General features: G+C 54.2%; 20 protein-coding genes. 18 read left to right on the top strand and 2 right to left on the bottom strand.

The window, feature by feature from the left end; genetic code table 11:
* Window positions 1-43 precede the first annotated feature (43 nt).
* The 3 genes from thrS to D8M41_RS03495 all read left to right on the top strand — a co-directional run bounded on the left by thrS (window position 44) and on the right by D8M41_RS03495 (window position 4,750).
* A complete protein-coding gene (thrS, locus tag D8M41_RS03485) occupies window positions 44-2,074 on the top strand; it encodes a threonine--tRNA ligase (protein WP_126926409.1) in 2,031 nt (676 codons plus the stop codon).
* An 88-nt stretch (window positions 2,075-2,162) separates the two neighbouring features.
* Entirely contained in the window at window positions 2,163-3,725 is a 1,563-nt protein-coding gene (locus D8M41_RS03490; protein ID WP_126926410.1) for a hypothetical protein, read from the top strand.
* A gap of 209 nt (window positions 3,726-3,934) precedes the next feature.
* On the top strand, window positions 3,935-4,750 hold the full coding sequence (locus D8M41_RS03495; RefSeq protein WP_126926411.1) for a hypothetical protein: 816 nt from the start codon (window positions 3,935-3,937) through the stop codon (window positions 4,748-4,750).
* A gap of 540 nt (window positions 4,751-5,290) precedes the next feature.
* On the opposite strand, the gene D8M41_RS03500 is transcribed toward D8M41_RS03495, so the two are convergent.
* On the bottom strand, window positions 5,291-6,241 hold the full coding sequence (locus D8M41_RS03500; RefSeq protein ID WP_126926412.1) for a restriction endonuclease: 951 nt from the start codon (window positions 6,239-6,241) through the stop codon (window positions 5,291-5,293).
* Window positions 6,242-6,413: 172 nt separating this feature from the next.
* Between D8M41_RS03500 and D8M41_RS03505 the strand changes: the two genes are divergently transcribed.
* Window positions 6,414-6,902 (top strand): hypothetical protein, encoded by a 489-nt coding sequence (locus D8M41_RS03505; RefSeq protein WP_126926413.1) that lies wholly within the window; start codon window positions 6,414-6,416, stop codon window positions 6,900-6,902.
* Window positions 6,903-7,072: 170 nt separating this feature from the next.
* On the opposite strand, the gene D8M41_RS03510 is transcribed toward D8M41_RS03505, so the two are convergent.
* Complete coding sequence (locus tag D8M41_RS03510; RefSeq protein WP_238693463.1) at window positions 7,073-7,285, bottom strand: hypothetical protein; 213 nt, start codon at window positions 7,283-7,285, stop codon at window positions 7,073-7,075.
* 220 nt (window positions 7,286-7,505) lie between these two features.
* On the opposite strand from D8M41_RS03510, the gene D8M41_RS03515 reads away from it, so the two are divergent.
* The 14 genes from D8M41_RS03515 to D8M41_RS03580 all read left to right on the top strand — a co-directional run bounded on the left by D8M41_RS03515 (window position 7,506) and on the right by D8M41_RS03580 (window position 23,628).
* Entirely contained in the window at window positions 7,506-8,528 is a 1,023-nt protein-coding gene (locus D8M41_RS03515) for a potassium channel family protein (protein WP_126926414.1), read from the top strand.
* 155 nt (window positions 8,529-8,683) lie between these two features.
* Complete coding sequence (locus D8M41_RS03520; RefSeq protein ID WP_126926415.1) at window positions 8,684-9,250, top strand: HIT family protein; 567 nt, start codon at window positions 8,684-8,686, stop codon at window positions 9,248-9,250.
* 406 nt (window positions 9,251-9,656) lie between these two features.
* Window positions 9,657-10,481: a hypothetical protein gene (locus tag D8M41_RS03525; protein ID WP_126926416.1), complete on the top strand. Its 825-nt coding sequence runs from the start codon at window positions 9,657-9,659 to the stop codon at window positions 10,479-10,481.
* Between the two features lie 57 nt (window positions 10,482-10,538).
* Entirely contained in the window at window positions 10,539-11,582 is a 1,044-nt protein-coding gene (locus D8M41_RS03530; RefSeq protein ID WP_037286629.1) for a hypothetical protein, read from the top strand.
* Between the two features lie 158 nt (window positions 11,583-11,740).
* Complete coding sequence (locus D8M41_RS03535; RefSeq protein ID WP_037286716.1) at window positions 11,741-13,027, top strand: Mur ligase family protein; 1,287 nt, start codon at window positions 11,741-11,743, stop codon at window positions 13,025-13,027.
* 3 nt (window positions 13,028-13,030) lie between these two features.
* Window positions 13,031-13,795 (top strand): type 1 glutamine amidotransferase, encoded by a 765-nt coding sequence (locus D8M41_RS03540; RefSeq protein ID WP_037233564.1) that lies wholly within the window; start codon window positions 13,031-13,033, stop codon window positions 13,793-13,795.
* Between the two features lie 98 nt (window positions 13,796-13,893).
* Window positions 13,894-14,652 carry a YebC/PmpR family DNA-binding transcriptional regulator gene (locus tag D8M41_RS03545; protein WP_006887169.1) on the top strand — a complete coding sequence of 253 codons (759 nt, stop codon included), beginning with the start codon at window positions 13,894-13,896 and terminating at the stop codon, window positions 14,650-14,652.
* A 128-nt stretch (window positions 14,653-14,780) separates the two neighbouring features.
* Entirely contained in the window at window positions 14,781-15,437 is a 657-nt protein-coding gene (gene ruvC / locus D8M41_RS03550) for a crossover junction endodeoxyribonuclease RuvC (protein ID WP_023132999.1), read from the top strand.
* Window positions 15,438-15,619: 182 nt separating this feature from the next.
* A complete protein-coding gene (gene ruvA, locus D8M41_RS03555) occupies window positions 15,620-16,243 on the top strand; it encodes a Holliday junction branch migration protein RuvA (protein ID WP_006887187.1) in 624 nt (207 codons plus the stop codon).
* Between the two features lie 208 nt (window positions 16,244-16,451).
* Complete coding sequence (gene ruvB / locus D8M41_RS03560) at window positions 16,452-17,438, top strand: Holliday junction branch migration DNA helicase RuvB (protein WP_023133001.1); 987 nt, start codon at window positions 16,452-16,454, stop codon at window positions 17,436-17,438.
* A gap of 231 nt (window positions 17,439-17,669) precedes the next feature.
* Window positions 17,670-18,050: a preprotein translocase subunit YajC gene (yajC, locus tag D8M41_RS03565; RefSeq protein WP_126926417.1), complete on the top strand. Its 381-nt coding sequence runs from the start codon at window positions 17,670-17,672 to the stop codon at window positions 18,048-18,050.
* A gap of 83 nt (window positions 18,051-18,133) precedes the next feature.
* The gene (secD, locus tag D8M41_RS03570; RefSeq protein WP_126926418.1) at window positions 18,134-19,828 is read left to right on the top strand and encodes a protein translocase subunit SecD; all 1,695 of its coding nucleotides are present in this window, start codon (window positions 18,134-18,136) and stop codon (window positions 19,826-19,828) included.
* Window positions 19,829-19,830: 2 nt separating this feature from the next.
* Window positions 19,831-20,922 carry a protein translocase subunit SecF gene (gene secF / locus D8M41_RS03575; RefSeq protein ID WP_126926419.1) on the top strand — a complete coding sequence of 364 codons (1,092 nt, stop codon included), beginning with the start codon at window positions 19,831-19,833 and terminating at the stop codon, window positions 20,920-20,922.
* 300 nt (window positions 20,923-21,222) lie between these two features.
* Window positions 21,223-23,628: a RelA/SpoT family protein gene (locus D8M41_RS03580; protein ID WP_126926420.1), complete on the top strand. Its 2,406-nt coding sequence runs from the start codon at window positions 21,223-21,225 to the stop codon at window positions 23,626-23,628.
* Window positions 23,629-23,684 lie beyond the last annotated feature (56 nt).

Raw genomic sequence — 23,684 nt, forward strand, 5'->3', positions numbered from 1 at the left:
TACGCTGGGGGAGTAGGCCCCGTGCCTAACCTAAAGGAGACACATGTCTGCCGCTGAAATGTCAGCACCCATCATGATCAGCGTATCCGGTGAGGAGCGCGAGGTTACTGCCGCCACCGCCGCTGAACTCTTTGCGGATAATGCGAAGATTGTGGTTGCCCGCGTGAATGGCACGCTGGTTGACCTTTCACACAAGCTCTCTGAGGGCGATACCGTTGAGCCCGTTTTCATTGACGAACCGGATGGCTTGAATGTGCTGCGCCATTCTGCGGCGCACGTGATGGCGCAGGCGGTGCAGGAATACCGCAAGGACGCGAAGCTGGGCATTGGCCCCTATATTACGGATGGCTTCTATTTTGATTTTGATGTGGCTGAGCCCTTCACCCCCGAGGATCTGAAGAAGATTGAGAAGTCGATGATTAAGATCATCAAGTCGGGCCAGCTGTTCCGCCGCCGCGTGGTCACCCACGATGAAGCGGTTGAAGAGATGAAGAACGAGCCGTATAAGCTCGAACTGCTTTCACTCAGCCAAGGCCCCGGTTCGGGCGCTGACGCCGCCGAGGGTGCCTCGGTTGAGGTTGGCGCGGGCGAGATCACGATTTACGACAATGTGCACCCGAAAACCGGTGAGGTGCTGTGGAATGACCTGTGCCGCGGCCCGCACCTGCCGAACACCAAGCTGATTGCTAACGGTTACGCGCTCATGCGCGCCGGTGGCGCGTATTGGCGCGGATCTGAGAAGAACCCCATGCTTCAGCGTATTTACGGTACCGCCTGGCCCACGAAGGATGAGCTGGTGGAGTATAAGCACCGTATTGCTGAGGCTGAGCGCCGCGACCACCGCCGCCTGGGCAAGGAGCTTGACCTGTTCTCGTTCCCGAAGAACATTGGCCCCGGCCTGCCGGTGATTCACCCTAAGGGCGGCGTGATTAAGCGCGAGATGGAAGATTATGTGCGCGCCCGCCATATTGCTGAGGGCTTCCAGTACGTGAGCACCCCGCATATCTCGAAGGAAGACCTGTTCTACACGTCCGGGCACCTGCCGTACTACGCGGATGGCATGTTCCCGGCGATGGAGCTCGATAACGGCAACTACCGTTTGAAGGCCATGAACTGCCCCATGCATAACGAGATTTACCGTTCGCGTGGGCGTTCGTACCGTGAGCTGCCGCTGCGTTTCTTCGAGTTCGGCACCGTGTACCGTGACGAGAAGTCGGGCGTGCTGCAGGGCTTGACCCGCGTGCGCATGATTACGCAGGACGATTCCCACTCGTATGTGACGAAGGAGCAGGCACCCGATGAGGTGCGGCACCTGCTGAATTTCATGCTGAGCCTGCTGGAAGATTTCGGTATGACGGACTTCTACCTGGAGCTTTCAACCCGCGACACTGAGGGCGATAAGAAGGATAAGTTTATCGGCACCGATGAGCAGTGGGAGCAGGCCACCGCCGTGCTGGAGCAGGTGGCGAAGGAGACCGGTCTTGAGCTGGTGCCTGACCCGGGTGGGGCCGCGTTCTATGGCCCGAAGATTTCGGTGCAGGCGAAGGACGCGATTGGCCGCACCTGGCAGATGTCTACCGTGCAGTATGACTTCAACCAGCCCAGCCGGTTCGGTTTGGAGTACCAGGCTGCGGACGGTTCGATTCAGGAGCCGGTGATGATTCACTCGGCCAAGTTCGGTTCGATTGAGCGTTTCCTGGGTGTGCTGACTGAGCACTATGCGGGCGCGTTCCCGGCGTGGCTCTCGCCGGTGCAGGTGATTTGTGTGCCTGTGGCGGAGGCTTTCAACGACTACATGACCGAGATTGCGGATAAGTTGCGTGAGCAGGGTGTGCGCGTTGAGGTTGATTACGGTTCGGACCGGTTTACGAAGAAGATTCGCACCGCCTCTACCGAGAAGGTGCCCTTTATTCTGATTGCTGGTGGCGAGGATGCGGAAGCTGGCGCAGTCTCATTCCGCTTCCGCGGCAACAAGCAAGAGAATGGTGTTCCCGTTGACGAGGCTGTGGCACGTATTGTCGACCATATTCGGAACAGGGTAAATGAAGACCCGAAACCGAGTGGGGAGGAATAAAACAAGAGAGGTAAGTATATGTGAAAGTATTGTACCTAACCTGCTATACATAAGAATATGTTAATCAAGAAAAAGGATATCTTAGAAAATGTTTGAAAATAAAATTCGAGTTTTTGAGACAATGAATTCTAATGAATTTATAGAATTTTCCAAAAATTTATACTTATTAGCTCATGTCAAGAATACTTCTTCTAAAGGTTCAGGGAATGTCGTATATTCGAAAGATCAACTTTTAATTGAGTTGATGAAAATACGTCAAGCGGCTTTAATTTCATATGAAGTAATGAAAGATAAATATGAGGATAACTTAAATTTAGGTCAACTTTGTAAAAGTTTACAGATTGCCACAAAGCGTGCTCTATTCTATTTATATAATGATACGAATAGACTCTTAAAGCATCGAATGGGTAATAGTGAATACTCTCTCGAAAGTTATCTTATTGAGTGTATCCTAGAAGATGACATAACAAGTATGAATATTACACAAGAAGATATCATAGATCCCCACTATTCCGCAACATACATGTCGGGCGAATATATGCAGGAATCTACAAAGTTAAATAAAAAAGAAATTTTTGATACTGAGCTAATTAAGCTCAATAAATTGAGCACTGGAACTATACCGCCGAAGAGTATTTTCCACAAGGATAGCCTATTATCGAAATTTTCAAATAAGAAGGCAAATAAAGATAAATCCCATAATCTCTTTAAAGGTATATACCTTCGACGATTATTATTATTAGCTTTAACATTTTTGGCTAATGAAAATAATCTTTATATTGATAATACTATTATTAGTATACCGATTGCACGCTTACATGAATACATGGGTCGTGTGAACTCATTGTTACTTTCAGAGGGTATATCTGATGAACGTCAGATATTTGTAGATTCTGATATATCTGAAAATTTTTATTCTTATCAAAAGGATGATTTAGATTTATGCGTTATACCTAATGAGTCCGGATCAGATCTAAACAATTTTACATCTGTTCTTGAAACCACTAGGATGCCTTGCATCCTTAGCCAAGGAAATATAATTACATCATCTGAAATAATAGTTGATTCTATGTTGCCTTGGTTGAGATATTTTATAGATCCTGTATGGAAAAAGAACGTTGCAAAAAATATGGAGAAAAGCATAGTTAGTGCTGTTCGCCAAAATGCTCCCTTATCGGGATCTATGTCACATAAGTGTGAGAAGTCTATATTAAGTGGCTCTAATACTGGGTATGTTAAAGGGTGGGATGTTCCTCGAGCATATCTCAAGGAAAATAGCTACAAGAGCATTATGAAAAAGGTAGAGGGTAAAGAAGATTTCTCTGAAATAGACTGTTTTACTGCTCTTCGTGATGGAAGTTTTCTAGTGATAGAATGTAAATCTGCTCAGAAATTAGGCAATACTCTTAAATACTGCTCTGCCCCTAAAGGAGAATGGTATGAAGAAGCACAGAAGCATAAGAAATGGGTAGAGGATAATGTAGGTGTAGTAAAAAAAGCGATTATTGTTGTTGAAGGTATACATATAAATATTTACCCAAAATATTTTGATGATAGTCAAGAAATCGTTGTCGTTGATATATATAATTTCTATGAAAAAATTATACCCAATCTTCAAAACCTTCCAGATGATTTAAGCACATTATTTTAATCAACTGAATACTGTACTATATGAGTTCTAATTTATTAATAATTTAGTTAAAGATTTAGAGATATGTAAATGGAATATCTAGTTGTTGGCTATACATAGAATAGAGTAAAGCTCAAAGTAGGGGATGAAGAGATAAAATATTGAGATAATAATGTTGATAAGTTTACAGAATTAATTTATTCGTTTATAACTGTTTCTAGGAGGATTCTATGGATATAGTTTTTGTTAATAAAAATAAAAACGAAAAAACGATAAATAATAGTGGTTTTGAAATAGTAAAAGTTGTTAAAAAACTTATAGAATCTGCAAATTGTCAAGTATGCGGTGTATCATTAATTGTGTCTCCAGGGTATTTATCAACAAAAGAATGTAGTATAAAAAAGTTTATCTCATACTTTTTTGATAAAGGCATTTCATATAATTTAGGTATTCTCGACGGTATGAATGGGGGAAACGGTTTAAATAATAAAAATATTCGTTATGAATTTTTTGATGAGTTTTTGAGTCAGAATAATACTAACTCTGTTATGTACTTTACACCGCAATATTATGGTTTGGTAACTAACCCGGATCATCGAAAAATGATTTTCGTTATGAGTAATTGTATATGTGATATTCAGATGAATGGTATAAAACATATTTCAAATCAAGAAAGAGTATTAGACCATATAGATAGTTTTGTGGAGGATCAGAAAATATACGGTGTACTATTAGGATCCTCTAATTTTTGTCTAGGTACTTATTATGGGATGGATAGGAAGGGTAAACGAGTAGCAGATAAAGGTGAGAGTGATTGTTTGCTATTTGATCGTAGTATAGCAGGTGGTTTTTATGAGTATATGGACAAAGAGGTTTCAAGACTTGATGAAAACTATAACCCTGCCGAATATACAGCAGAAGAAAACTACCCTGTATTTCGTCCGGGTAGTATATTACTTGCACATGTTTCTGGTGGTTACGGTAAAAGTTGTCAGGATTATTTTAAAAACATGTTAAGAATTACCTTAAACGCGCAAATTAATTAGAAATTAAATAGAATTTAAATACTGTAATTATTTTTGGCATTTTCGGTAGTCGGCAAGATGTATCAGAATATTTGGGATGAACTCGTAGAATTTAGGAAATTCAACCTGTGCAGGTTTGGATAGCAGCGGGTGAGCGGTTATGTGGGTGTTTCCATCGATAGTAAAAGACGAGTAGTTTATTATCACTATACCTGCATAAAACTGGGCTACGTTATCTACATGCCAGTTATCTATTGAGCCGCCCCAATTAGACTGTTTCAGATTCGATTTTAGGGTGTCCGAAATAGGGATGGCTCAACAGCTTTTGTGATCGCCTAAGGGATTAAAAAGCTCATATTTATAGTCTCTAAGATGTGTTTCTTAATCTGTTCGGGGTCTATGGGCTTATTATCCTTGTACTGGCGAAGGCATTCGCAGTAATGCCTGGGCTGTTCATCCGATGTACCGACCTCAAATGCGTAACTTTCTGTAGTCGGAGATCTGACTAAAATTGTGAGGCGAAACATCATATGGTTTTTGCCCCCACAACCCTAAGAGCTTTTAGGATTCTTCAAAGAAATCTTCGTCGAGTTTCATAACCGTGTAGGTGCGTGCTACTTGCACACCCACATGGTACTTAATCATGAGACGTGCCAGGCGCTCACCGTCAATCAGTACTAGGGATAGCCCGCCGCCAAGGTTCTTCGCATATTCCCGCGCACCAGATGTAAACGAGCCAGAAGTAATAAATACGCCCTGCGTTGCTTGCCCGTGCATTGCGCCCACAAATGACTGGACCTCGGGGCGGCCCACCGAATTCTTCTCACCATAGCGCTTAGCCTGCACATAAATCTTTGACAGCCCCAGCGCATCCTGGTCGATCACACCGTCAATACCGCCATCATTAGAAGCCTGGGTAACCATGCCACGCCCCTCAGATCCGCCGTAGCCCATCGCCAGCAGAACATCTACCACCAAGCGCTCAAACCCGCCGGGGGAGAGGTCGCGTATACGTTCCAAAACATCCTGAGCAAGCGCAATTTCGAGCTGCACCATACTAGAAGAAATTAATTCGTCTGGCGTACTATCTTCAACGGCAGTAGGCTGGGAGCCAATTTTGTTAACAGGGTTAGTGGAGTCCCTATACCGTGGAGTTAACCCACGTGCTTTACGCGCAATCGACTGAATAATATCATCAGGTAAACCATCTGGAAACTCGCGGAGTAACTGACGCCCATAATCATCAATAACGTGTTGACCCTCTTTAGGGGAAGTCGTAGCCTTAACCGTTTTTAGCGTGAATAAAGCCCAGTAAATCCGGTCAGAATAAATAAAAATAGAACTGGTAGGGTGCCGAACATTCATCTGCTCAGGCGTCAGACCAACCATCTCTGCAACACCTGCATAGATTTCTCTATTCGTATGTGTTTTACCGTCAGACAAGTATCTAAGAATAGGTGACATAAACGCATGCTGTTTCGGTAACTCAACTGTGGTCTGTTCATTGGTCATGGCAACTCCAAATATAGGCGTTCATATCAGGTACCACTATACACACCATTTAAATAGAGGCTAGAGGTGCTGTTACCCCCCCCGTCTAGGAGTGACGAAGCGGCGCGCGCCTGAAAGGAAAACATGTAACCATAAGACAAGGAACACTCAACTTTGGACAAGGAACCCGGCAGTGCACGACCACGAAATCTACGACAACACCCCCAGCAGCTACCTTGACGATATCGCGGACATTGGGGAGAAACACATCCGCCTCAGTTACCCCAACTTTATTCTGCTGCTGGCGCGGCTCGATACAGACTACAACGATGCGCAGTACCTGGTGCGGTGCCTCTACGCCAAACACCTGGCGGATGAGCTGCGGCACCCCAACATTTCCGGCTACCTAGAAGAACAAGACGAACTGAGCGACGCGCTGCGCCACTTCCGCGTCACGATCCCGGGCATTATCGCCCGCCGAACGCAGCTCACCGAGCTGCTCAAAACCCGCACCGTGCAGGTGCCCGCATACGTGGGCGACCCCTGGGAGTACCACCCCAACGCCCCAGAACCAGACCAGCCTACTTTCGACCCGGCGACACCCCACAGCGATATTGAAGTACGGCTTCAAATCATTGACGAATACTTGTGGCTCTACGAAGAATACAGCTCAAACAAATAGTGCAACCTTTTACAGCGGCAACGGGGGACTACACTCCCAGAACTAAACTCTCGCTCTGAGCAGGGACTAGGAACGGCGGGGGAGCGTGGAACGAATCTGCCTTAACTCTGCCTTCAGCCCGTCCGAAATACGCCGTGATTCGATAGCTTTTGTAATCGTCATGCGAAGCGTCACCGCAGGTAAACCGGGCGAATCGGTGTCGCCGGAACTATTGGCGAGCGCGAACCAGGGGAGAGCAGCAGTTTCTTAGAAAGCTTGCGCAATGCGGGTGTGCGAACACCCAAAATCCGTGCCGGATCAACCGTGGGAAGCAGCTTCGCTGTGAACTCCGCCAGTTTTGGTTCGGCCAGCTCACGGACTGTCTGTGAGATTGAATAACTCATAGTTCTAGTCTCTCAGATGCGGCTTCTTTCTGTACTGGTCTGGGCCAAATCCCCGATGCAAAAACCAACGCTCCCGGATAGTGGGTGCCTCTCACGCTAGTTCTGCAGCATCCGCAGATATGTGTGGAAAAACCGATATGATGGCTACAGGAGGTTCACGCACGAACCTGCGGTTCACAGCAGACCTGCTTCAACGAAGAGCGCGTAAGGACTGGGCAGCATGGCAGAGGCAAACGGCGCAGAAACACCACACACTCGCACCGCACCCGAGTCTGAAAACACTTCTTTAGACCCCTCCCCAACTCGGCTTTCCGAACCGGAACAGGCCCGCCGGCCCAAGATTACCCGCGGCGAAGAAGGACTCACCGAATGGGAGCGTCGCACCGATAAACCGCTTTTTATTGCCTCGCTCCTGTACCTTATTGCCTACGCCGCGCCCATTGTGAGCACGCGCATTAGCGCGCCGATTGACGGTGTTCTTAATATTCTTCAGATGGTACTGTGGGCGCTTTTCGCGGTTGATTATTGTGTGCGGCTTTACCTGGCGCCCCGGCGCATCTACTTCCTCACGCACAACCTCATGAATCTCGCTATTGTGCTTCTGCCAGCCTGGCGTATTGTGAGTTTCTTGGCGATGCTTCACATGACCGCCAACCGCCAGTACAAGCTGCTCTCAGAGCTGGCCGTTAAACTCTTCGGGTACACGCTGATCTTTGTGATTATGGCGGCCCTGGCCGTTTTCTCCATTGAGCAAGACGCCTCCGGTGCCCTCATCAAAGACATCTGGACAGCGTACTGGTGGACTCTGGCGACCCTGGCAACCGTGGGCTACGGCGACGTGTACCCGGTGACCGTCTCCGGCAGGGTTATTGCCGTGGTCGTTATGATTTACGGGGTCGGCCTGTTCGGTGTGATCACCGGTGCGCTTGCCACCTGGGTGATCGAAAAAATTAGCGGAGTCACCGAAGAAGACCACGCCGCAACGAAGGCCGATATTGAAGCGCTTCACGCCGAAATCGCCGAGCTTAAGGCGATGCTCGCCATCCGTATGGGAGACGGCACGGTACACCGCCCGCCCGAAGAACTCACCCAGGAATTTCTTGCCTCCCGGCGGGGCGCCCCCGATACCGCAGAGGACGACACCCGCGAGCCTGAACAGCCCATGGAACTTATCGAAGAGACCAAACAGACGCTTACCGTGATCCGACAGAAGATCGCGGTGCGCCTGCGGCGTGATTCTTAAACCCCGCACCTATACGGTGGCTGGGGAGAATTTTAGGCTGACCAGTGCGATCTATGCTCCACCGGGTTATGGGGCCGCCTGCGGGAACACCAGTTATTTCTACAAGCACCGGGCGATAGCGCCCTCACAGGTGCGCCGTGCGGTTTAATAGAGACATGAGCGAGAACCAGAATGCCCACACCACGAACACCGCCGACAACTTCGAGCTGCCCGGCGTGCCCGATGCGTTCCAGCGGCTCTGGACACCGCACCGCACCGCCTACGTGAGTGGCGGGCAGCAGGACCACACCGAGAAAACCTGCCCCTTCTGCACGGCACCCTCACGCAGTGATGAGGAATCGCTCATTGTATACCGTGGGGAGCACACCTTCGCGCTGCTTAACCTGTACCCCTATAATCCGGGGCACCTGCTCATCTGCCCGTACCGCCACATTCCGCTGTACGACCAGGCAACCGAAGAAGAAACCCTTGAAATGGCGCACCTGACTCAGCGCACCATGCGGGTTCTGCGCAAAGTGTCCCATAACGACGGGTTCAACATTGGTATGAATCAGGGCAAAGTCGGGGGAGCGGGCATAGCCGACCACCTGCACCAGCATATTCTGCCCCGCTGGAGCGGCGACACCAATTTTCTGCCCATTATTGCGCACACAAAAACCATGTCTCGCACCCTTGACGACATGCGCCAGATAATCGCCGACGGATTCGCTCAAACCCAGTAATTGTGCGGGCACAGAATAAGGAAGACTGTGGGTAATTCAACCCCCGCGTTTCCTTGTTAAGACAGAAAAGCAGGCGTACAATAAATCGGTAAGTTGAACCTCTACAGAAGGGTAAACTGTGCTGTTTAAAACCCCGCAAAAAACCAGACACAGAAAAAGGCTGCCAGCGCCCAAAATCTGCCGCACCCCAGCCTAAATACCCACCCCTAAGCATTATTTTTCACGGGCAGAAAGCGCCCGCAGCCACGAGTGAAACGCATCATGCTAAAACCACGGTGTCAGATTATTTTTTGAACCGTAAAGTATGGCATGATATATAACGGCGAAACCACCCGTACCGCCGACCCCAAGGTTCCTTCCGGACCTTCCCACCCAGCTGACCGCAAACCAACCACGAAAGCCGCCGATGAGCCCCCGCATCCCCACAGGTAAACGACCCCAAATTACCCGAACAATCACCAGTTTCACGATCGTAGCCTGCCTGCTCGCAACCGCCGGATGCGCCGAATACGTCGACGAAGAAACCGACGCATCAGGTACGATCAGCACCTCCGCATCAGCCACCCCCTCAGCGAGCGCATCAGCCAAATCCAGTGTGCCGCTCACCAAAGAACGCCCCGCACCCACGCTGCCCGATGGCTCACCCGCCCCGCTGAGCAGCACGGAGCTTGATAACTACTACGCTGGTAAATTCATACCGCCCACCGATAAGCACCCCGTCTACAATATGGGTGCGCCGGTACTTTCAGACACCGTAAAATCCCGTGAACTTGACGGGGTAGATGCACTCATTAAATACATGGGTGAAACCTACCGGTACACTGCGTACACTAATACGGAAATTGAGAACTACACCAAAAACGTGTACGCCCCCGACTATCAGTACGATAAATCCAGTGAAAAAGACGAACGTACCGACAAATCCCCCGACGGCCAAAGCAAAAACGATAATGAACTGCGTGAGGCAGGGTACTGGGTTGGTGAATATAAATACACCATGAAACGTGTGGCCGATTCGGAAAAATGGAGCGACGATAAAAAAGAAGTCACCATTGCGGTACGGCACAAACGCAACACCTACACCTGGTACAACAAAGATAGCGGTCAAGCCGATAACCGGTACTACTCGTGGGGTATTCAAGAGGACTTCAATATGACCCTTGTGTACGTGGAAGACCAGGGGTGGAAAGTGAAGAAGGTAGACTCGCTCCGCTCCAAGTGGCTGAAGTAGCCGCGCACCCGGCTCATGGGGGTATTAGAGCCTGTTGGGAATAGGTATGCTGGGAGGATGACGCCCCTGAACCTGCTCGATAGTGTGGCCCCTAGCGGCGGCAGCGACCGGGCGCTCATCTGGCGTGAGCTGCGGTGGGTTGAGCGCCAGCCCGTTCTTGAAGCGGAACCCCTCACCGCAGCGGCGGGGGAGCAGCACCCCAGCGGTGAGCGCATCCGCATACCGCTTACCCCCGGCGCTTTTCTTGGGCTGCGGCTACTGGCTGATACCGCCGGTGAACACCTGCGCTACTGTGCCGGGTACTTTGCAAGCGGGCCACCCGGTGAGAACACAAACACCCCAAACACGGGTGCGCCCCACCGGGTGCCCTGCCCAGAAGGAGCACGCATCCGCAGCGGTAAACAATGCGAACGATGCGCCGCCCGCGACGAGTTCACGGCCCTTCACACCGCGCACCTGCACCCCGGCACATTAACCCCGGGGATGCGAGCCTACGCGGCGACACCGCACCGGCTCTACATTGCCACATTCCCCGACGGAACCAGCAAAGTAGGCACCAGTTCCCAAGCCTCAACCCCGCGCCGCCTCGACGAGCAGGCGCCCGCTGTCGCAACCTACATAGCCCAAGCACCCGACGGGCTGAGCGTGCGTGAAGCCGAAGACGCTGTTACCCGCATCGGCGGGGTGCCGCAGGTGAAACAGACACCCAGCAAATACCGTGCCTGGCTTAACCCGCTGCCAAACAGCACAATACGCAGCGCCCACCAAGAAACCATGAAAACCGCCCGGGAAGCGCTCACCCACGCTCAACTGCGCGCCCCTCTTACCCCGCTGTATGAGCCGTGGGAACCCTCACCCGCCATGGCCCGCCCCTACGCAGCCCTGCGAGCTGGCAGCCCCGAACCGCTCGGGCAGTTCCCCAGCGTACTTTCCACCGGCGCCGCAGGGTTTTACTGCACCGGCGCGGCCGGGAAATTCATGACCGCCCACACCGGCGACCCAGCCGCCGCCCTGCTGGTAAACACGGCCGAAATCGACAACCTAGCCTTCACCGTGAACCACGACATAAGCACCGTAAATATTCAAACGGCTCTCTTCTAAAATCACCCAGAAAAATTATTACTACTCCCGCGAAAACACACCGGGAAATAGCGGCACGCGCCGTTGTGTGCATGGCACAACACATAAAAGGCCGCCGCCAACACCCGCAAAGTAAGCAACGCCATACCGTGCAATTACACAGTGCGGGAGGGTATAAAATAGTGTGCATGTCAAAACCCCTCATTCGTTTGCTCGGCCAGGGCGTACGCTACGCAAGTAAACTACGCGGCGGCGGTTCCGCATTCCCCGGCCTCGTCATGGAAAAACTGCACCCCGAATTCGTGGCCGAAGAACTCGCCAAACTGCCCTACGGCGTGGTCGTTGTCTCGGGCACCAACGGCAAAACCACCACCACCAAAATGACGGTGCAGCTGCTCGAATCGCAGGGGCTTAAAGTCTTCACCAACCGCACCGGCTCCAACTTCGTGCGCGGCGTGGCGGCGGCCCTCCTGGGCGCAATGAGCCTCACCGGAAAACTCGATGCAGACATTGCCGTGCTCGAACTAGACGAGGCGCACGCCGTGCACTTCGTCAAAGCCGTCAAACCCGACTATGCGCTGCTGCTGAACGTGCTGCGCGATCAGCTTGACCGCTTCGGCGAAATCGACACCACCCGCAGGATGCTCTCCACCGTAGCCGCCGCAACCACTAAAACCGTGGTGCTCAACCGTGAAGACCCGCGCATCCGCTCGCTCGCTCAAGCCGTGCAGCCCGGCACGAACATCAGCTACTTCGGGCTGAACGACGAGCTGCGCTCATACTTCCCCTCAGACGACGAGCTGCGCAGCGGCGTGGGCGCACGCTCCGCCGACCTGCCCGACTCAGACGTGACCCTCACCGCCTTCTCCGGCAGCAGCGCAACCTTCAACATGGCGGGTCAAAGCATCAAAGGGCAGATTAACCTCTACGGCATCTACAACATTTTCAACGCCGCCGCCGCAATGGCCCTCACCCGCGCCGTCATGGGCGAAAAACTCAACCAAGACGCCCTCGTGAACGAGCTGGCAAAAATCACCCCCGCATTCGGCCGCGGCGAAACCCTCAACGTGAACGGGCGTCCGCTGCAGCTGCTGCTGGTGAAAAACCCCAGCGGGTTCCGCCTCTCACTGGCCAGCGCAAACTCCCACGACTACGCCACCATGATCACCATTAACGACCAGTACGCCGACGGGCGCGACGTCTCCTGGCTGTGGGACGTAGACTTCCACGACCTAGCCGCCACCGGCGTGAAAATGGTCTCCGGGGTGCGCGCCTGGGATATGGTGCTGCGCCTAGAACACGACGGCGTACCCGTAGAAGACGTGCAAGAAGACCTAGACGACGCCCTCCGCTCGTTCATCGCCAACAGCGGGCAGGCACCCATGCGTATCTTCTGCACCTACACCTCAATGCTCGCCCTGCGCGAAGAACTCGGAAAAATCACCAACGTCGAAAGGGTTTCCTAAGCCATGACCCACACCATCGCCGGAACCCCCGCCGCCGGGCCGAACAACGGCAAAACTCTGCGTATCCTGCAGCTGTACCCCAAAGACATGAACATTTACGGCGACTGGGGCAACACGCTCTCACTCGCACGCCGCGCACACGCCCACGGGTTCGACGTCGACATTATCGACTACAACCCCGGCGACGAATTCCCCCAAGACATCGATATTATTATTGGCGGCGGCGGCCAGGACTCCGGGCAGACCGTCATCCAAGAAGACCTGCACGCCAACTCCGAACACCTGAAACAGCTCGCCGAAGACGGCACCCCCATGCTCGTCATCTGCGGCCTATACCAGCTGTTCGGCAAAGAATTCCGCACCCGCGAAGGGGAAGTGCTCAAAGGCATCGGGATTTTCGACGCCCACACTGTAGGCGGTGACGAACGACTGATCGGCAACATTGTTGAAGAGTCCAAAGACTTCGGAACCATCATCGGGTTTGAAAACCACTCCGGGCTCACCTACCTGGGCTCCGGGTGCACCCCGCTTGCCGCCACCGTCACCAAAGGCGAAGGGAACAACAAGGCAGAAACCCATGAAGGCGCGCGCGTGCACAACGTGATCGGCACCTACCTGCACGGCTCACTACTGCCCAAAAACCCCAAAATCTCTGACTACCTGATCGAGCAGGCCGCCAAACGTAAATACGGCGAATTCACCCCCGCCACAATCGACGACACACTCGTGAACAAGGCACGCGCATCAGCGATGAAACGCCCCCGCTAAAACTACTGCCAGCGCACATCAGCCGGTATAGTTGAAAAGTATTGACGCGCGGCCACCCACGTGCGCCCGCACAGAACATTAACGTAAGGGAGAAACGAATGTCGGGTCACTCCAAATGGGCCACCACCAAACACAAGAAAGCCGCGATTGACGCCAAGCGCGCGAAGGCATTCGCCAAATTCATTAAGGCAATCGAAGTAGCCGCCCGCATGGGCGGGGCAGACATTGCGGGCAACCCCGCACTCGACCTTGCCGTGTCGAAAGCAAAAAAGAACTCGGTGCCCAACGACAATATTGACCGCGCCATTAAACGCGGTGCTGGGCTGACCGGCGAAACCATCGACTACACCGAAATCATGTACGAGGCACGCGGCCCGCAAGGCACCGCACTGTACATCGAGTGCCTGACCGATAACCGCAACCGTGCCGCATCAGACGTGCGCCTGGCCGTGACCCGCAACGGCGGCACCATGGCAGACCAGGGCTCCGTGGCGTTCCTCTTCGAGCGTAAAGGCGTGGCCGAAGTAGCGAAAACCGACGGGCTCACCGAAGATGACGTGCTCATGGCCGTGCTTGATGCAGGTGCTGAAGAAGTACTGGACGAAGGCGACGTGTTCACCGTCGTATCCGCCGCAACCGACCTGCCCGAAATCCGCAAAGCACTGGATGAAGCGGAACTGGAGTACAACAACGACGACCCCGTATTCCGCCCCACCATGCAGGTAGACCTCGACCTTGACGGCGCCAAAAAGTTCCTCAAACTCGCGGATGCGGTCGAAGAACTCGACGACGTCCAGAACGTCTACTCCAACGCAAACGTTTCCGCAGAGGTTATCGCCCAGCTAGAAGCCGAATAAGCACAAAACGCACGAGTGCCCGGACACGCCCCGCACACGCGGGCAGTGAGCCGGGCACCGTACTCTATCTGGGCGCACCCCCACCGGAGTCGGAGGGGACAGCCAACGACAGCATAAGGAGAAACCGGATGAGCGAAAACCACCCGCTCGCCCCCGAGCCGCGCGTACCCGGTGCCACACGCATTATGGGCATCGACCCGGGCCTAACCCGCTGCGGCATCTCCATGCTCGATATGACCGCCGACCGCAAAGCCTACTTCGTGAACGTCGGTATCGCCGGAACCCAGGCGGCTGAGGCACTGGATCAGCGTATTCTGCGCATATTCAACGCCGCCCAACAGTGGATTAAAGTGTATAAGCCAGATGCGCTCGCTATTGAGCGAATCTTCGCCCAAGAACAGGTCAATACTGTGATCGGTACCGCGCACGCCTCCGGGGCGGTGATTTCGGCGGCCGCAATGCTTGGTGTGCCCGTGCATTTTCACACCCCCTCCGAGGTGAAGGCGGCGGTCACCGGCTCCGGGCGGGCCGATAAAGGCTCCGTAGGGCGGATGGTAACCCGCATCCTGGGCCTTGAAAAAATGCCGAAACCGGCGGATGCTGCCGATGCGCTCGCTATTGCCATCTGTCACGGGTGGCGCGGCGGCGGCATCGGTTCGGGCATTAATATGGCGGCGCACACCCAGACTCACCAGGGGTCCCGGCCTGTGCAGGCTGCCCGGGGTGCTGCGCTCACTCCTGCGCAGCGGGCGTGGAAAGAGGCGGAGGCGAAGGCCCGCAGGTAGACGACCCAACACATTTTTCGATATTATTTTCGAATATGATGTGCGCGTTTTTCCTGTTATTCTCAAGGATTTTTCGCGGGCGGGTCATCATGTGGTTGATTTCAGAAGATATATTCTAATATACTGGAGGTGCGCGCCCTGCTCACAGCAACGGTACCTAGTGCGCCCTATGAGAGGAAACTATGATTGCGTCACTCACCGGCAGAGTAAGCCATGTAGGTCTCGACAGCGTCATCCTCGACGTCAACGGGTTTGGGATGCTTGTGCACGCCACCGCCCGTACGCTCGCCAGCCTGCACCTGGGGGAGACCGCCACGGTGCTCACCAGCATGATTGTGCGCGAAGAATCTATGACGCTCTACGGTTTCGCTGAACCCGCCGAACGTGAAGTGTTTGATATGATGCTCTCCGTCTCGGGAATTGGTCCGCGTATTGCGTTGGCTGTGCTGAGCGTGCACACCGCCAGTGAGGTGGAGCGCGCTGTGGCCACAGGGGATGATAAAGCATTCACCAAGGTTCCCGGTATTGGCCCTAAGGGTGCGCGGCGTATTGTGCTTGAGCTGGCGGGCAAACTAATTCTTAGCGAAAGCCAAGGAGAAGAAGCAGCCGCCCCCCAGAGCGGGCTGGTGTGGAAACCGCAGGTTCTCGATGCTCTCACCTCCTTGGGTTGGACTGAAAAAGACGCTAATGCTGCGATTGACGCCTATGTGACCCACAACCCGGGCGCCGAGAATGAGGCGGTAGGCGCGGCACTTCGCGGGGTGCTTGCCTCCTTAGGGGCGCAAAATACTGTTGGGCGACGCTAACGCACGGCGGAACACACCCTACCACGGGGAGCACACCGCACCCGGTGGTGCGTACGGTAGTATCGGATAGAGCCGCCGCAGCACGCTCAGGCACGAGAGCTACAGCATCTACAGAGGATAAGAACACGTGACAGATAACCCCTATGAGCCTACGCCGTCGGGCGGTTACGCACCCGGTCAGGTGCCCGGGCAGCAGCGGCTAGTTGCCATGGAAGAAGAACCCGAAGAAAAAATGATTGAGGCGGCCCTGCGCCCCAAATCGCTTGGTGACTTCGTGGGGCAAAAAAGGGTGCGGCAGCAGCTTTCCCTAGTGCTGGAAGCCTCGAAAATGCGGGGCCGCAGCGCTGATCATGTGCTTCTTTCCGGCCCTCCCGGGCTTGGCAAAACCACGCTCGCCATGATTATTGCCGCTGAGATGGATGCCCCTTTGCGCATCACCTCCGGCCCAGCTATTCAGCACTCCGGCGATTTAGCGGCCATCCTCTCGTCGCTAACCCCCGGCGAGGTGCTTTTCCTGGATGAAATACATCGTATGAGCCGCCCCGCCGAAGAAATGCTGTACATGGCGATGGAAGATTTTCGCGTGGATATTGTGGTTGGTAAGGGAGCGGGAGCAACCTCCATCCCCCTTGAACTACCGCAGTTTACCCTGGTGGGTGCCACAACCCGTGCCGGGCTGCTCCCCGGGCCGCTGCGTGACCGTTTCGGGTTCACCGGGCACCTGGAGTTCTACTCTGTGCCGGAGCTTGAGCTGGTGCTACGCCGCAGTGCCGGTCTGATGGATATGAGTATCACCAGTGAGGGGTTCGCAGAGATCGCGGGCCGTTCACGCGGCACGCCGCGTATCGCTAACCGGCTGCTCCGCCGTGTACGCGACTGGGCCCTTGTGAATGATGTGCCCAATATTAACGCCCACAATGCGGCAACCGCCCTTGACATGTATGAAGTGGATGAGCGCGGGCTGGACCGCCTGGACCGCGCTGTTCTTGAATCGCTCATCCACAAGTTCGGTGGGGGACCGGTGGGCCTTTCCACCCTGGCTATCGCCGTTGGTGAAGAAACCGAGACCGTGGAGACAGTAGCTGAACCCTACCTGGTGCGTGAAGGGTTGATTGGCCGCACCCCTCGCGGGCGTGTGGCGCTGCCTGCCGCGTGGGAGCATCTGGGGCTAGAAGCCCCCGACATTAACCTGTAGCATCGAAATATCCCCTAGCACGGAACGGTCATGCTGTTTTCAGTGGGGAAAACATCACCGTGGCAGGGTAGTTTCTCAAGAAAAACTGCGGCTGAGCGCATAACCGATAGGGAAAGACTGTGCTCTCGCGTAGGATGGGTACAGTAGAGAAACTATGAACACAGGCGCGTCACCATCCTATGCACCCCGGGTAGGGCGACGCCGGGGACACGTCCCTACAGAGAGGACACCATGGATATTACGATGATACTTCTCGCCGTTTTTGTGCTCTTCATGATCTGGAGCATTTACAGCGGCACTAAACGGCAGAAAGCACAGATGCAAGCCACCCAGACTATGCAGGAAAACCTGCGTGCTGGTGATGAAATTATGACCCGCGCCGGGCTGTACGGCACCATCGTCTCAACCGACCATGAAAACCGTAAAGCACTTGTGGAGATCGCCGAGGGAACGATCATCACCATTAGCCTGGACGCTGTTGCCACCGTGGTGGATGTTGCGGAAGAAGAACCGGTGGAGGCTAAGGAAGAAGTCGTGGAAAGCACCGAGTCCAAAGACACGGCGGAAGACGAGTCACCCGAGAAGCCTGCCAAGGGCTACGACCTCAATTAATAAAGACAATAATCGGGAATAGCACCCTAGAACGGGTGCTATTCTTGCTGATTGAGAAGATAAAAATCTAGTAAGGGGCATACATGGCTAAGCGTTCCCCGCTTACAGCTGCACGAGGCGCCCTCGTCTCAATGGTTTTGCTCATGATTGTGATGGCCGCAGGTATTTTCGGCACCACCCAGGCGGGCGGGTCGTGGGGCCCGAAACTTGCGCTTGACCTCTCTGGCGGCACGCAGATGATTCTTTCACCCAAAGTTAACGGGTCGCAGAATGAATCTGTCAGCCAAGAGCAGCTGAACCAGGCAGTTGAAATTATCCGTCAGCGCGTTGATGGCGCGGGCGTCTCCGAGGCGGAGGTTACCACCTCCTTCGGTTCGGGCAATAACGTGGTGGTTTCCGTTCCGGGCACTATTAGCGCCGAAACCCGTGCGCTCATTCAGGCTTCTGCGAACATGTCGTTCCGTCCTGTGCTGGCCTCGGGTTCAGGCGCGGCAACCCCGCAAGAGAGCCGCACCCCGGACGATAAGCTCCCCAAACCGGACGCGGAACCTAAAGATAACTCGGATAAGAACTGGATTACCGCCGAGTTGCAGAAAGAATACGAGGCGAAAGACTGCACCGCCGGGCATAATGAGGATGCTGAAAACCAGGATCCTGGAAAACCGATTGTGGCCTGCTCCACCGACGGTACCGAAAAGTACATCCTGGGTCGTGTTGAGCTCAGCGGTAACGATATTGCAACAGCCTCGCACTCCCAGGAAAGCAGCGGCCAGGGCGTGACCACCGGCCGCTGGGGCGTGAACATTGAGTTTAAAGACCAGGGGGTTACCACTTTCAAAGATGTGACCTCCCGCCTGAACTCGATCCGTGGGCAGAACCCCGCCGACCCGCGCAGCCGGTTCGCTATTATGCTTGACGGTAAGGTGCTGTCCTCCCCAACGTCCCAAGCTGTTATTTCAGATGGTAAGTCACAGATCACCGGTAACTTTACTGAGGACCAGGCTAAAGCCCTGGCCGACCAGCTCAAATACGGTGCGCTGCCGATTAGTTTCAGCATCCAATCTGAGCAGCAGATCTCGGCAACCCTCGGCTCTGAGCAGTTGAAGGTGGGCCTGCTAACCGGTCTCATCGGCTTGCTGCTGGTGTTCATTTATTCGCTGTTCCAGTACCGCCTGCTCGGGTTTGTGACCATGGCATCGCTGATCGTGGCGGGCATTATCTCGTACGAGGCGATTGTGCTTCTGGGCTGGGCGTTGAACTACCGCCTCTCCCTGGCAGGTGTTGCGGGCCTAATTGTTGCTATTGGTGCCACAGCCGACTCGTTCATTGTGTACTTCGAACGTATTCGTGATGAGATACGCGCCGGACGCACCATCCCTTCCGCTGTGAACCACGGCTGGAAGCGGGCCTCCCGCACCATCCTCGCTTCGAAGGCTGTGAACCTGCTGGCGGCAGTGGTGCTGTACGTGGTGTCGGTGGGTTCTGTGAAGGGCTTCGCCTTTACCCTGGGCTTGACTGCTATCGCCGACCTGATCGTTGTGTACTTGTTCACTCACCCCACCCTGACCCTGCTGGCGAATACCCGCTACTTCGGTAAGGGGTACCGTCATTCGGGCCTCTCGCCCGAGTCGTTGGGCGCAACCCCGCTGTACCGTGGCGCCGGTCGTTTCCGCAAACCGGATGAAGACTATGTGAGTATCGCAGAGCGCCGCCGCGCCGCCCGTGCCGCCGAGGATAAAGACGTGACGGGCGCCCCTGAAGAAAAGAAGGAGGCGTAACCATGACCGAGGTAAAACCTAACGTCTTCGCGCGGTTCGGTAATGACCTGCACTCGGGCAAACGCTCCTACCCGTTCATTGGCAAACGTAAACTGTGGCTGATGATAGCCGCCGCGCTCATGGCGGTCTCAGTGATCCTTCCGTTGGTCGGTAACGGGTTCAACCTGGGTATCGATTTCCGTGGCGGTTCGGAATTTGTGGTGTCGAAGGCTTCTCATACGGAATCCTCCACCGGGGAGAAAATCGTCAAGGAGAACGTCCCGGACGCCTCCGACGTGCATGTTACCCATATTGCCCCTGGCACTGTTCGGGCGCAGATGAGTAAACTCAGTGACGAAGAGACCCTCAAAGTGAAGAAAGCCCTGCAGGATGCGTACGGCGTCAGTGAAAACGACGTGACCTCATCCTATGTGGGTCCCACCTGGGGTGCTGATGTGACCCGGCAGGCGCTGTGGGGTCTGGTGGCGTTCGTGATTTTCGCGCTGATTGGTATGGCGTTCTACTTCCGCACCTGGAAGATGTCTGTCGCCTCCATTGCGGGCTTGTTCTTTACCGTGGTGGTCACCGTGGGTATTTACGCAGCGTTGGGCTTCGAAATCACCCCGAGCGCGATTATCGGTTTCCTGACGATCCTGAGCTACTCGCTGTACGACTCTGTGGTGGTTTTCGATAAGATCCGCGAGAACACCGAGGACATTATGGACCGTAAGGATGCGACCTTTGCGGAGGAAACGAACCTGGCGGTTAACCAGACCCTGGTGCGTTCCATTAACACCGCGATTGTGGGTGTGCTCCCCGTCGGGTCCATCCTGTTTATTGGTGCGTTTATGCTTGGTGCAGGTACCTTGCAGGATCTTTCCCTCTCGCTCTTTGTGGGTATTCTGGTGGGCATGTTCGGCACTCTGTTCGTCTCGGCACCGCTGTACGGTATGCTGCGGCTGGGCGAGAAAAAGATCGTCGGGCAGCAGCAGAAGGTGGAGTACTTCCGCGCCCACGGCGGGGAAGAAGAGACCGGCTCCGACAACGAGTCACAGCAGAAACCCGTGAAACGTTCAAAGCCGAAGATTGAAGTGAATGTCGTGAATTTCGACTAGTTTCACTCACCGGCTTTGAGGGTAAGGGGCTAGCATCTTGGATGATGCTAGCCCCTTATGCGTGCCCTTTAGTGCACCGGGGTTGCCCAGCTGCTGAGGAGCCAAAAAGCGTACGGGTTGCGCACCATATAACCGGGCACAGTTTGCGACGTATCGTCAAGGTTGGGTAGCATAACAAACACACAACGGGTTTTCTCGTGTGGATGCGCGCCGCCATGCACAACAAGGCGCCGCGTAAGGGGCCGACGAAGCACCCCACCGCTACCAGGCCAGAAAACTCGCAGGAGGGAAAAGGTAAAAATGGTCGTAGAATCCCACAATACCCCCGAAGACAGCAGTGTGGTTCCTCAAACCGCGCCGAAAAAGAAACCGGTGCGCGGTTCGCACCGCGTTATGACCGCATCCGGGCGTGTGCCTAACCGGCTGGTTTTTGGTAGGCGCATCGCTAAAAATCTTGACCCTGGTACATCACAGACACATTTCTCGCCAATGATCGCTCCGGTGGTGCGTGCCCTGCGCAAATACCATCCTGAGGAGGACATTCAGGTTCTTCAACGTGCCTTTGAGGTGGCCAATAGGCACCACCGCGGGCAGAAACGTAAAAGTGGCGACCCGTACATTACCCACCCGGTTGCCGTGACCGCGATCCTCGCGGAGATGGGCGCCACCGGCCCCGTGCTGGCGGCCGGGCTGCTTCATGACACGGTAGAAGACACCGACTACACGATGGAAGAGCTCACCGCAGAATTTGGGGAGGAAGTCGCCTATCTGGTGGATGGGGTGACTAAGCTCGACAGGATGACCTACGGTGAGCGTGCCTCCATTGAGACCATCCGCAAACTGGTGCTGTCGATGAGTAAAGATATTCGTGTGCTCCTCATTAAACTTGCGGACCGTCTGCATAATGCACGCACTTGGCGTTTTGTGGCGGCGGCCTCGGCGGCCCGTAAAGCCGAAGAGACACTAAAAATCTATGCCCCCTTAGCACACCGGCTGGGTTTGAACACGATTAAATGGGAGCTTGAAGACCTGTCATTTGCGGCGATGAGCCCCGATATTTACGCTGAGATGGTGCGCATGGTGGGGGAACGCACCCCAAAACTTGAGGCGTTTCTGGAGGACGCCCGCGCTAAAATCTCCGAGCGGCTAACCCAGATGGGTCTTGAAGCCATGGTGACTGGCCGGCCTAAACACTACTACTCGATTCATCAGAAGATGAAAACAAAGGGCCGTAGTTTTGACGAGATTAATGACATTCTTGCGGTGCGCATTATGGTGGAAGAGGAGAGCGAATGCTACACCGTGCTGGGGCATATCCTCTCGCTATGGCCGTCAATGACAGGCCGGTTTAAGGACTATATTAAAAACCCAAAAAACAATAACTACCAGTCGCTGCATTTAACGGTGTACGGGCCGGGGAACCTGCCATTAGAGGTGCAGATCCGCACCTATAAGATGCATGAAGAAGCCGAATACGGGGTGGCTGCGCACTGGCGGTATAAGGCGGCTTCACGCGGTGAGCAGGTGAGCAACGCTAAGCACGAACCCGGCACCCAGACCGCAGCAATGAACGTCGGTATTTTGCAGGCTATCGCCGAAATTTCTAACTCTAACCCCGAGTCTGATAAGTTCTACGAATCCCTCGCAGACACCCTGGACACCGACGAGATTGTGGTGCTCACACCCAACGGTGAGGCTATTGCGCTTCCCTCCGGCTCAACCCCGGTTGATTTCGCGTACGCTATCCACTCTGAGGTGGGGGACCGCACCGTCGGGGCGAAAGTAAACGGCCGTCTGGTACCGCTCCACACGATGCTGCCAACCGGGGTGACCGTGGAAATTATGACCACGAAAGATGAGGAGGCAGGACCCAGCGAAGACTGGCTGAAGTTCGTGCGTTCCTCACGGGCCCGCACAAAGATCCGCCAGCACTTTGCGAAAGAACGTCGTCTTGAGGCGCTGGACCGTGGGCGTGAGGCGCTCACGAAGAGCATGCGCAATAATGAGCTGCCGCTGCAGAAGATGATGAGCCCCGAGCTGATGACCCAGGTGGCCCAAACTCTGCATAAGAACGATGTGGCAACCATGTACCGGGCTATCGGCGAGAACGAGCTGACCACAAAGCAGGTTATTGACACCCTCATTGACCTGTATAACGGGGAGCAGCAGGACGAGCCGACTGTTGAGGTGAGCGACTTTGACGAAACCCTGCTGAAGCAGACCCGTAGCGCGGTGAGCGACAACGGTGTGCTGGTGCCGGGGGCTGAGGGTGTACTCACGAAGATCGCCCGCTGCTGTAGCCCGGTCCCGCCCGACGACATTATTGGCATGGTCACCCGGCTCAACGGTATTTCGGTGCACCGGCGTGACTGCCCGAATATACTGAACCTGGATGAGGAGCAGCAGCCGCGTTTAACGGAGGTTCAGTGGGCACCCACCCCCAGCAGCACCTACCGGGTGCAGATTCAGGTGGAGGGACTTGACCGTAAGGGCCTGCTCAATGACCTCATCCGTGCGATCTCAGATTCGGGTGTGAGTATTGTGGATGCGCGCGTGCACACGTCCGAAGACCACATAGCGGTGGACAGGTTCACGGTTGAACTGGGGGACAGGTACATGCTGGAGCATGTGGTGAACGTAGTACTGAACGTTGACGGCGTGTATAAGGCATACCGTCTGACGGGCTCTAAACCGGCGCACGCATAAGAGGGTGCCTTTTTATACACGAACGGGGCGGCTCACACACTCCTGCGGTAGTGTGG

This window comes from Rothia sp. HSID18069 (assembly GCF_003989155.1).
GTDB classification, from domain to species: Bacteria; Actinomycetota; Actinomycetes; order Actinomycetales; family Micrococcaceae; genus Rothia; species Rothia aeria.

Excerpts from the sequence above, each read along its gene's own strand:
- ruvA (WP_006887187.1), top strand. The coding sequence starts at position 15,620 with ATGATTGCGTCACTCACCGGCAGAGTAAGCCATGTAGGTCTCGACAGC.
- D8M41_RS03520 (WP_126926415.1), top strand. The coding sequence starts at position 8,684 with ATGAGCGAGAACCAGAATGCCCACACCACGAACACCGCCGACAACTTC.
- D8M41_RS03495 (WP_126926411.1), top strand. The coding sequence starts at position 3,935 with ATGGATATAGTTTTTGTTAATAAAAATAAAAACGAAAAAACGATAAAT.
- D8M41_RS03580 (WP_126926420.1), top strand. The coding sequence starts at position 21,223 with ATGGTCGTAGAATCCCACAATACCCCCGAAGACAGCAGTGTGGTTCCT.
- D8M41_RS03500 (WP_126926412.1), bottom strand. The coding sequence starts at position 6,241 with ATGACCAATGAACAGACCACAGTTGAGTTACCGAAACAGCATGCGTTT.
- D8M41_RS03545 (WP_006887169.1), top strand. The coding sequence starts at position 13,894 with ATGTCGGGTCACTCCAAATGGGCCACCACCAAACACAAGAAAGCCGCG.
- D8M41_RS03530 (WP_037286629.1), top strand. The coding sequence starts at position 10,539 with ATGACGCCCCTGAACCTGCTCGATAGTGTGGCCCCTAGCGGCGGCAGC.
- D8M41_RS03490 (WP_126926410.1), top strand. The coding sequence starts at position 2,163 with ATGTTTGAAAATAAAATTCGAGTTTTTGAGACAATGAATTCTAATGAA.
- secD (WP_126926418.1), top strand. The coding sequence starts at position 18,134 with ATGGCTAAGCGTTCCCCGCTTACAGCTGCACGAGGCGCCCTCGTCTCA.
- D8M41_RS03510 (WP_238693463.1), bottom strand. The coding sequence starts at position 7,285 with ATGAGTTATTCAATCTCACAGACAGTCCGTGAGCTGGCCGAACCAAAA.
- D8M41_RS03540 (WP_037233564.1), top strand. The coding sequence starts at position 13,031 with ATGACCCACACCATCGCCGGAACCCCCGCCGCCGGGCCGAACAACGGC.
- D8M41_RS03525 (WP_126926416.1), top strand. The coding sequence starts at position 9,657 with ATGAGCCCCCGCATCCCCACAGGTAAACGACCCCAAATTACCCGAACA.
- ruvB (WP_023133001.1), top strand. The coding sequence starts at position 16,452 with ATGGAAGAAGAACCCGAAGAAAAAATGATTGAGGCGGCCCTGCGCCCC.
- ruvC (WP_023132999.1), top strand. The coding sequence starts at position 14,781 with ATGAGCGAAAACCACCCGCTCGCCCCCGAGCCGCGCGTACCCGGTGCC.
- secF (WP_126926419.1), top strand. The coding sequence starts at position 19,831 with ATGACCGAGGTAAAACCTAACGTCTTCGCGCGGTTCGGTAATGACCTG.
- yajC (WP_126926417.1), top strand. The coding sequence starts at position 17,670 with ATGGATATTACGATGATACTTCTCGCCGTTTTTGTGCTCTTCATGATC.
- thrS (WP_126926409.1), top strand. The coding sequence starts at position 44 with ATGTCTGCCGCTGAAATGTCAGCACCCATCATGATCAGCGTATCCGGT.
- D8M41_RS03515 (WP_126926414.1), top strand. The coding sequence starts at position 7,506 with ATGGCAGAGGCAAACGGCGCAGAAACACCACACACTCGCACCGCACCC.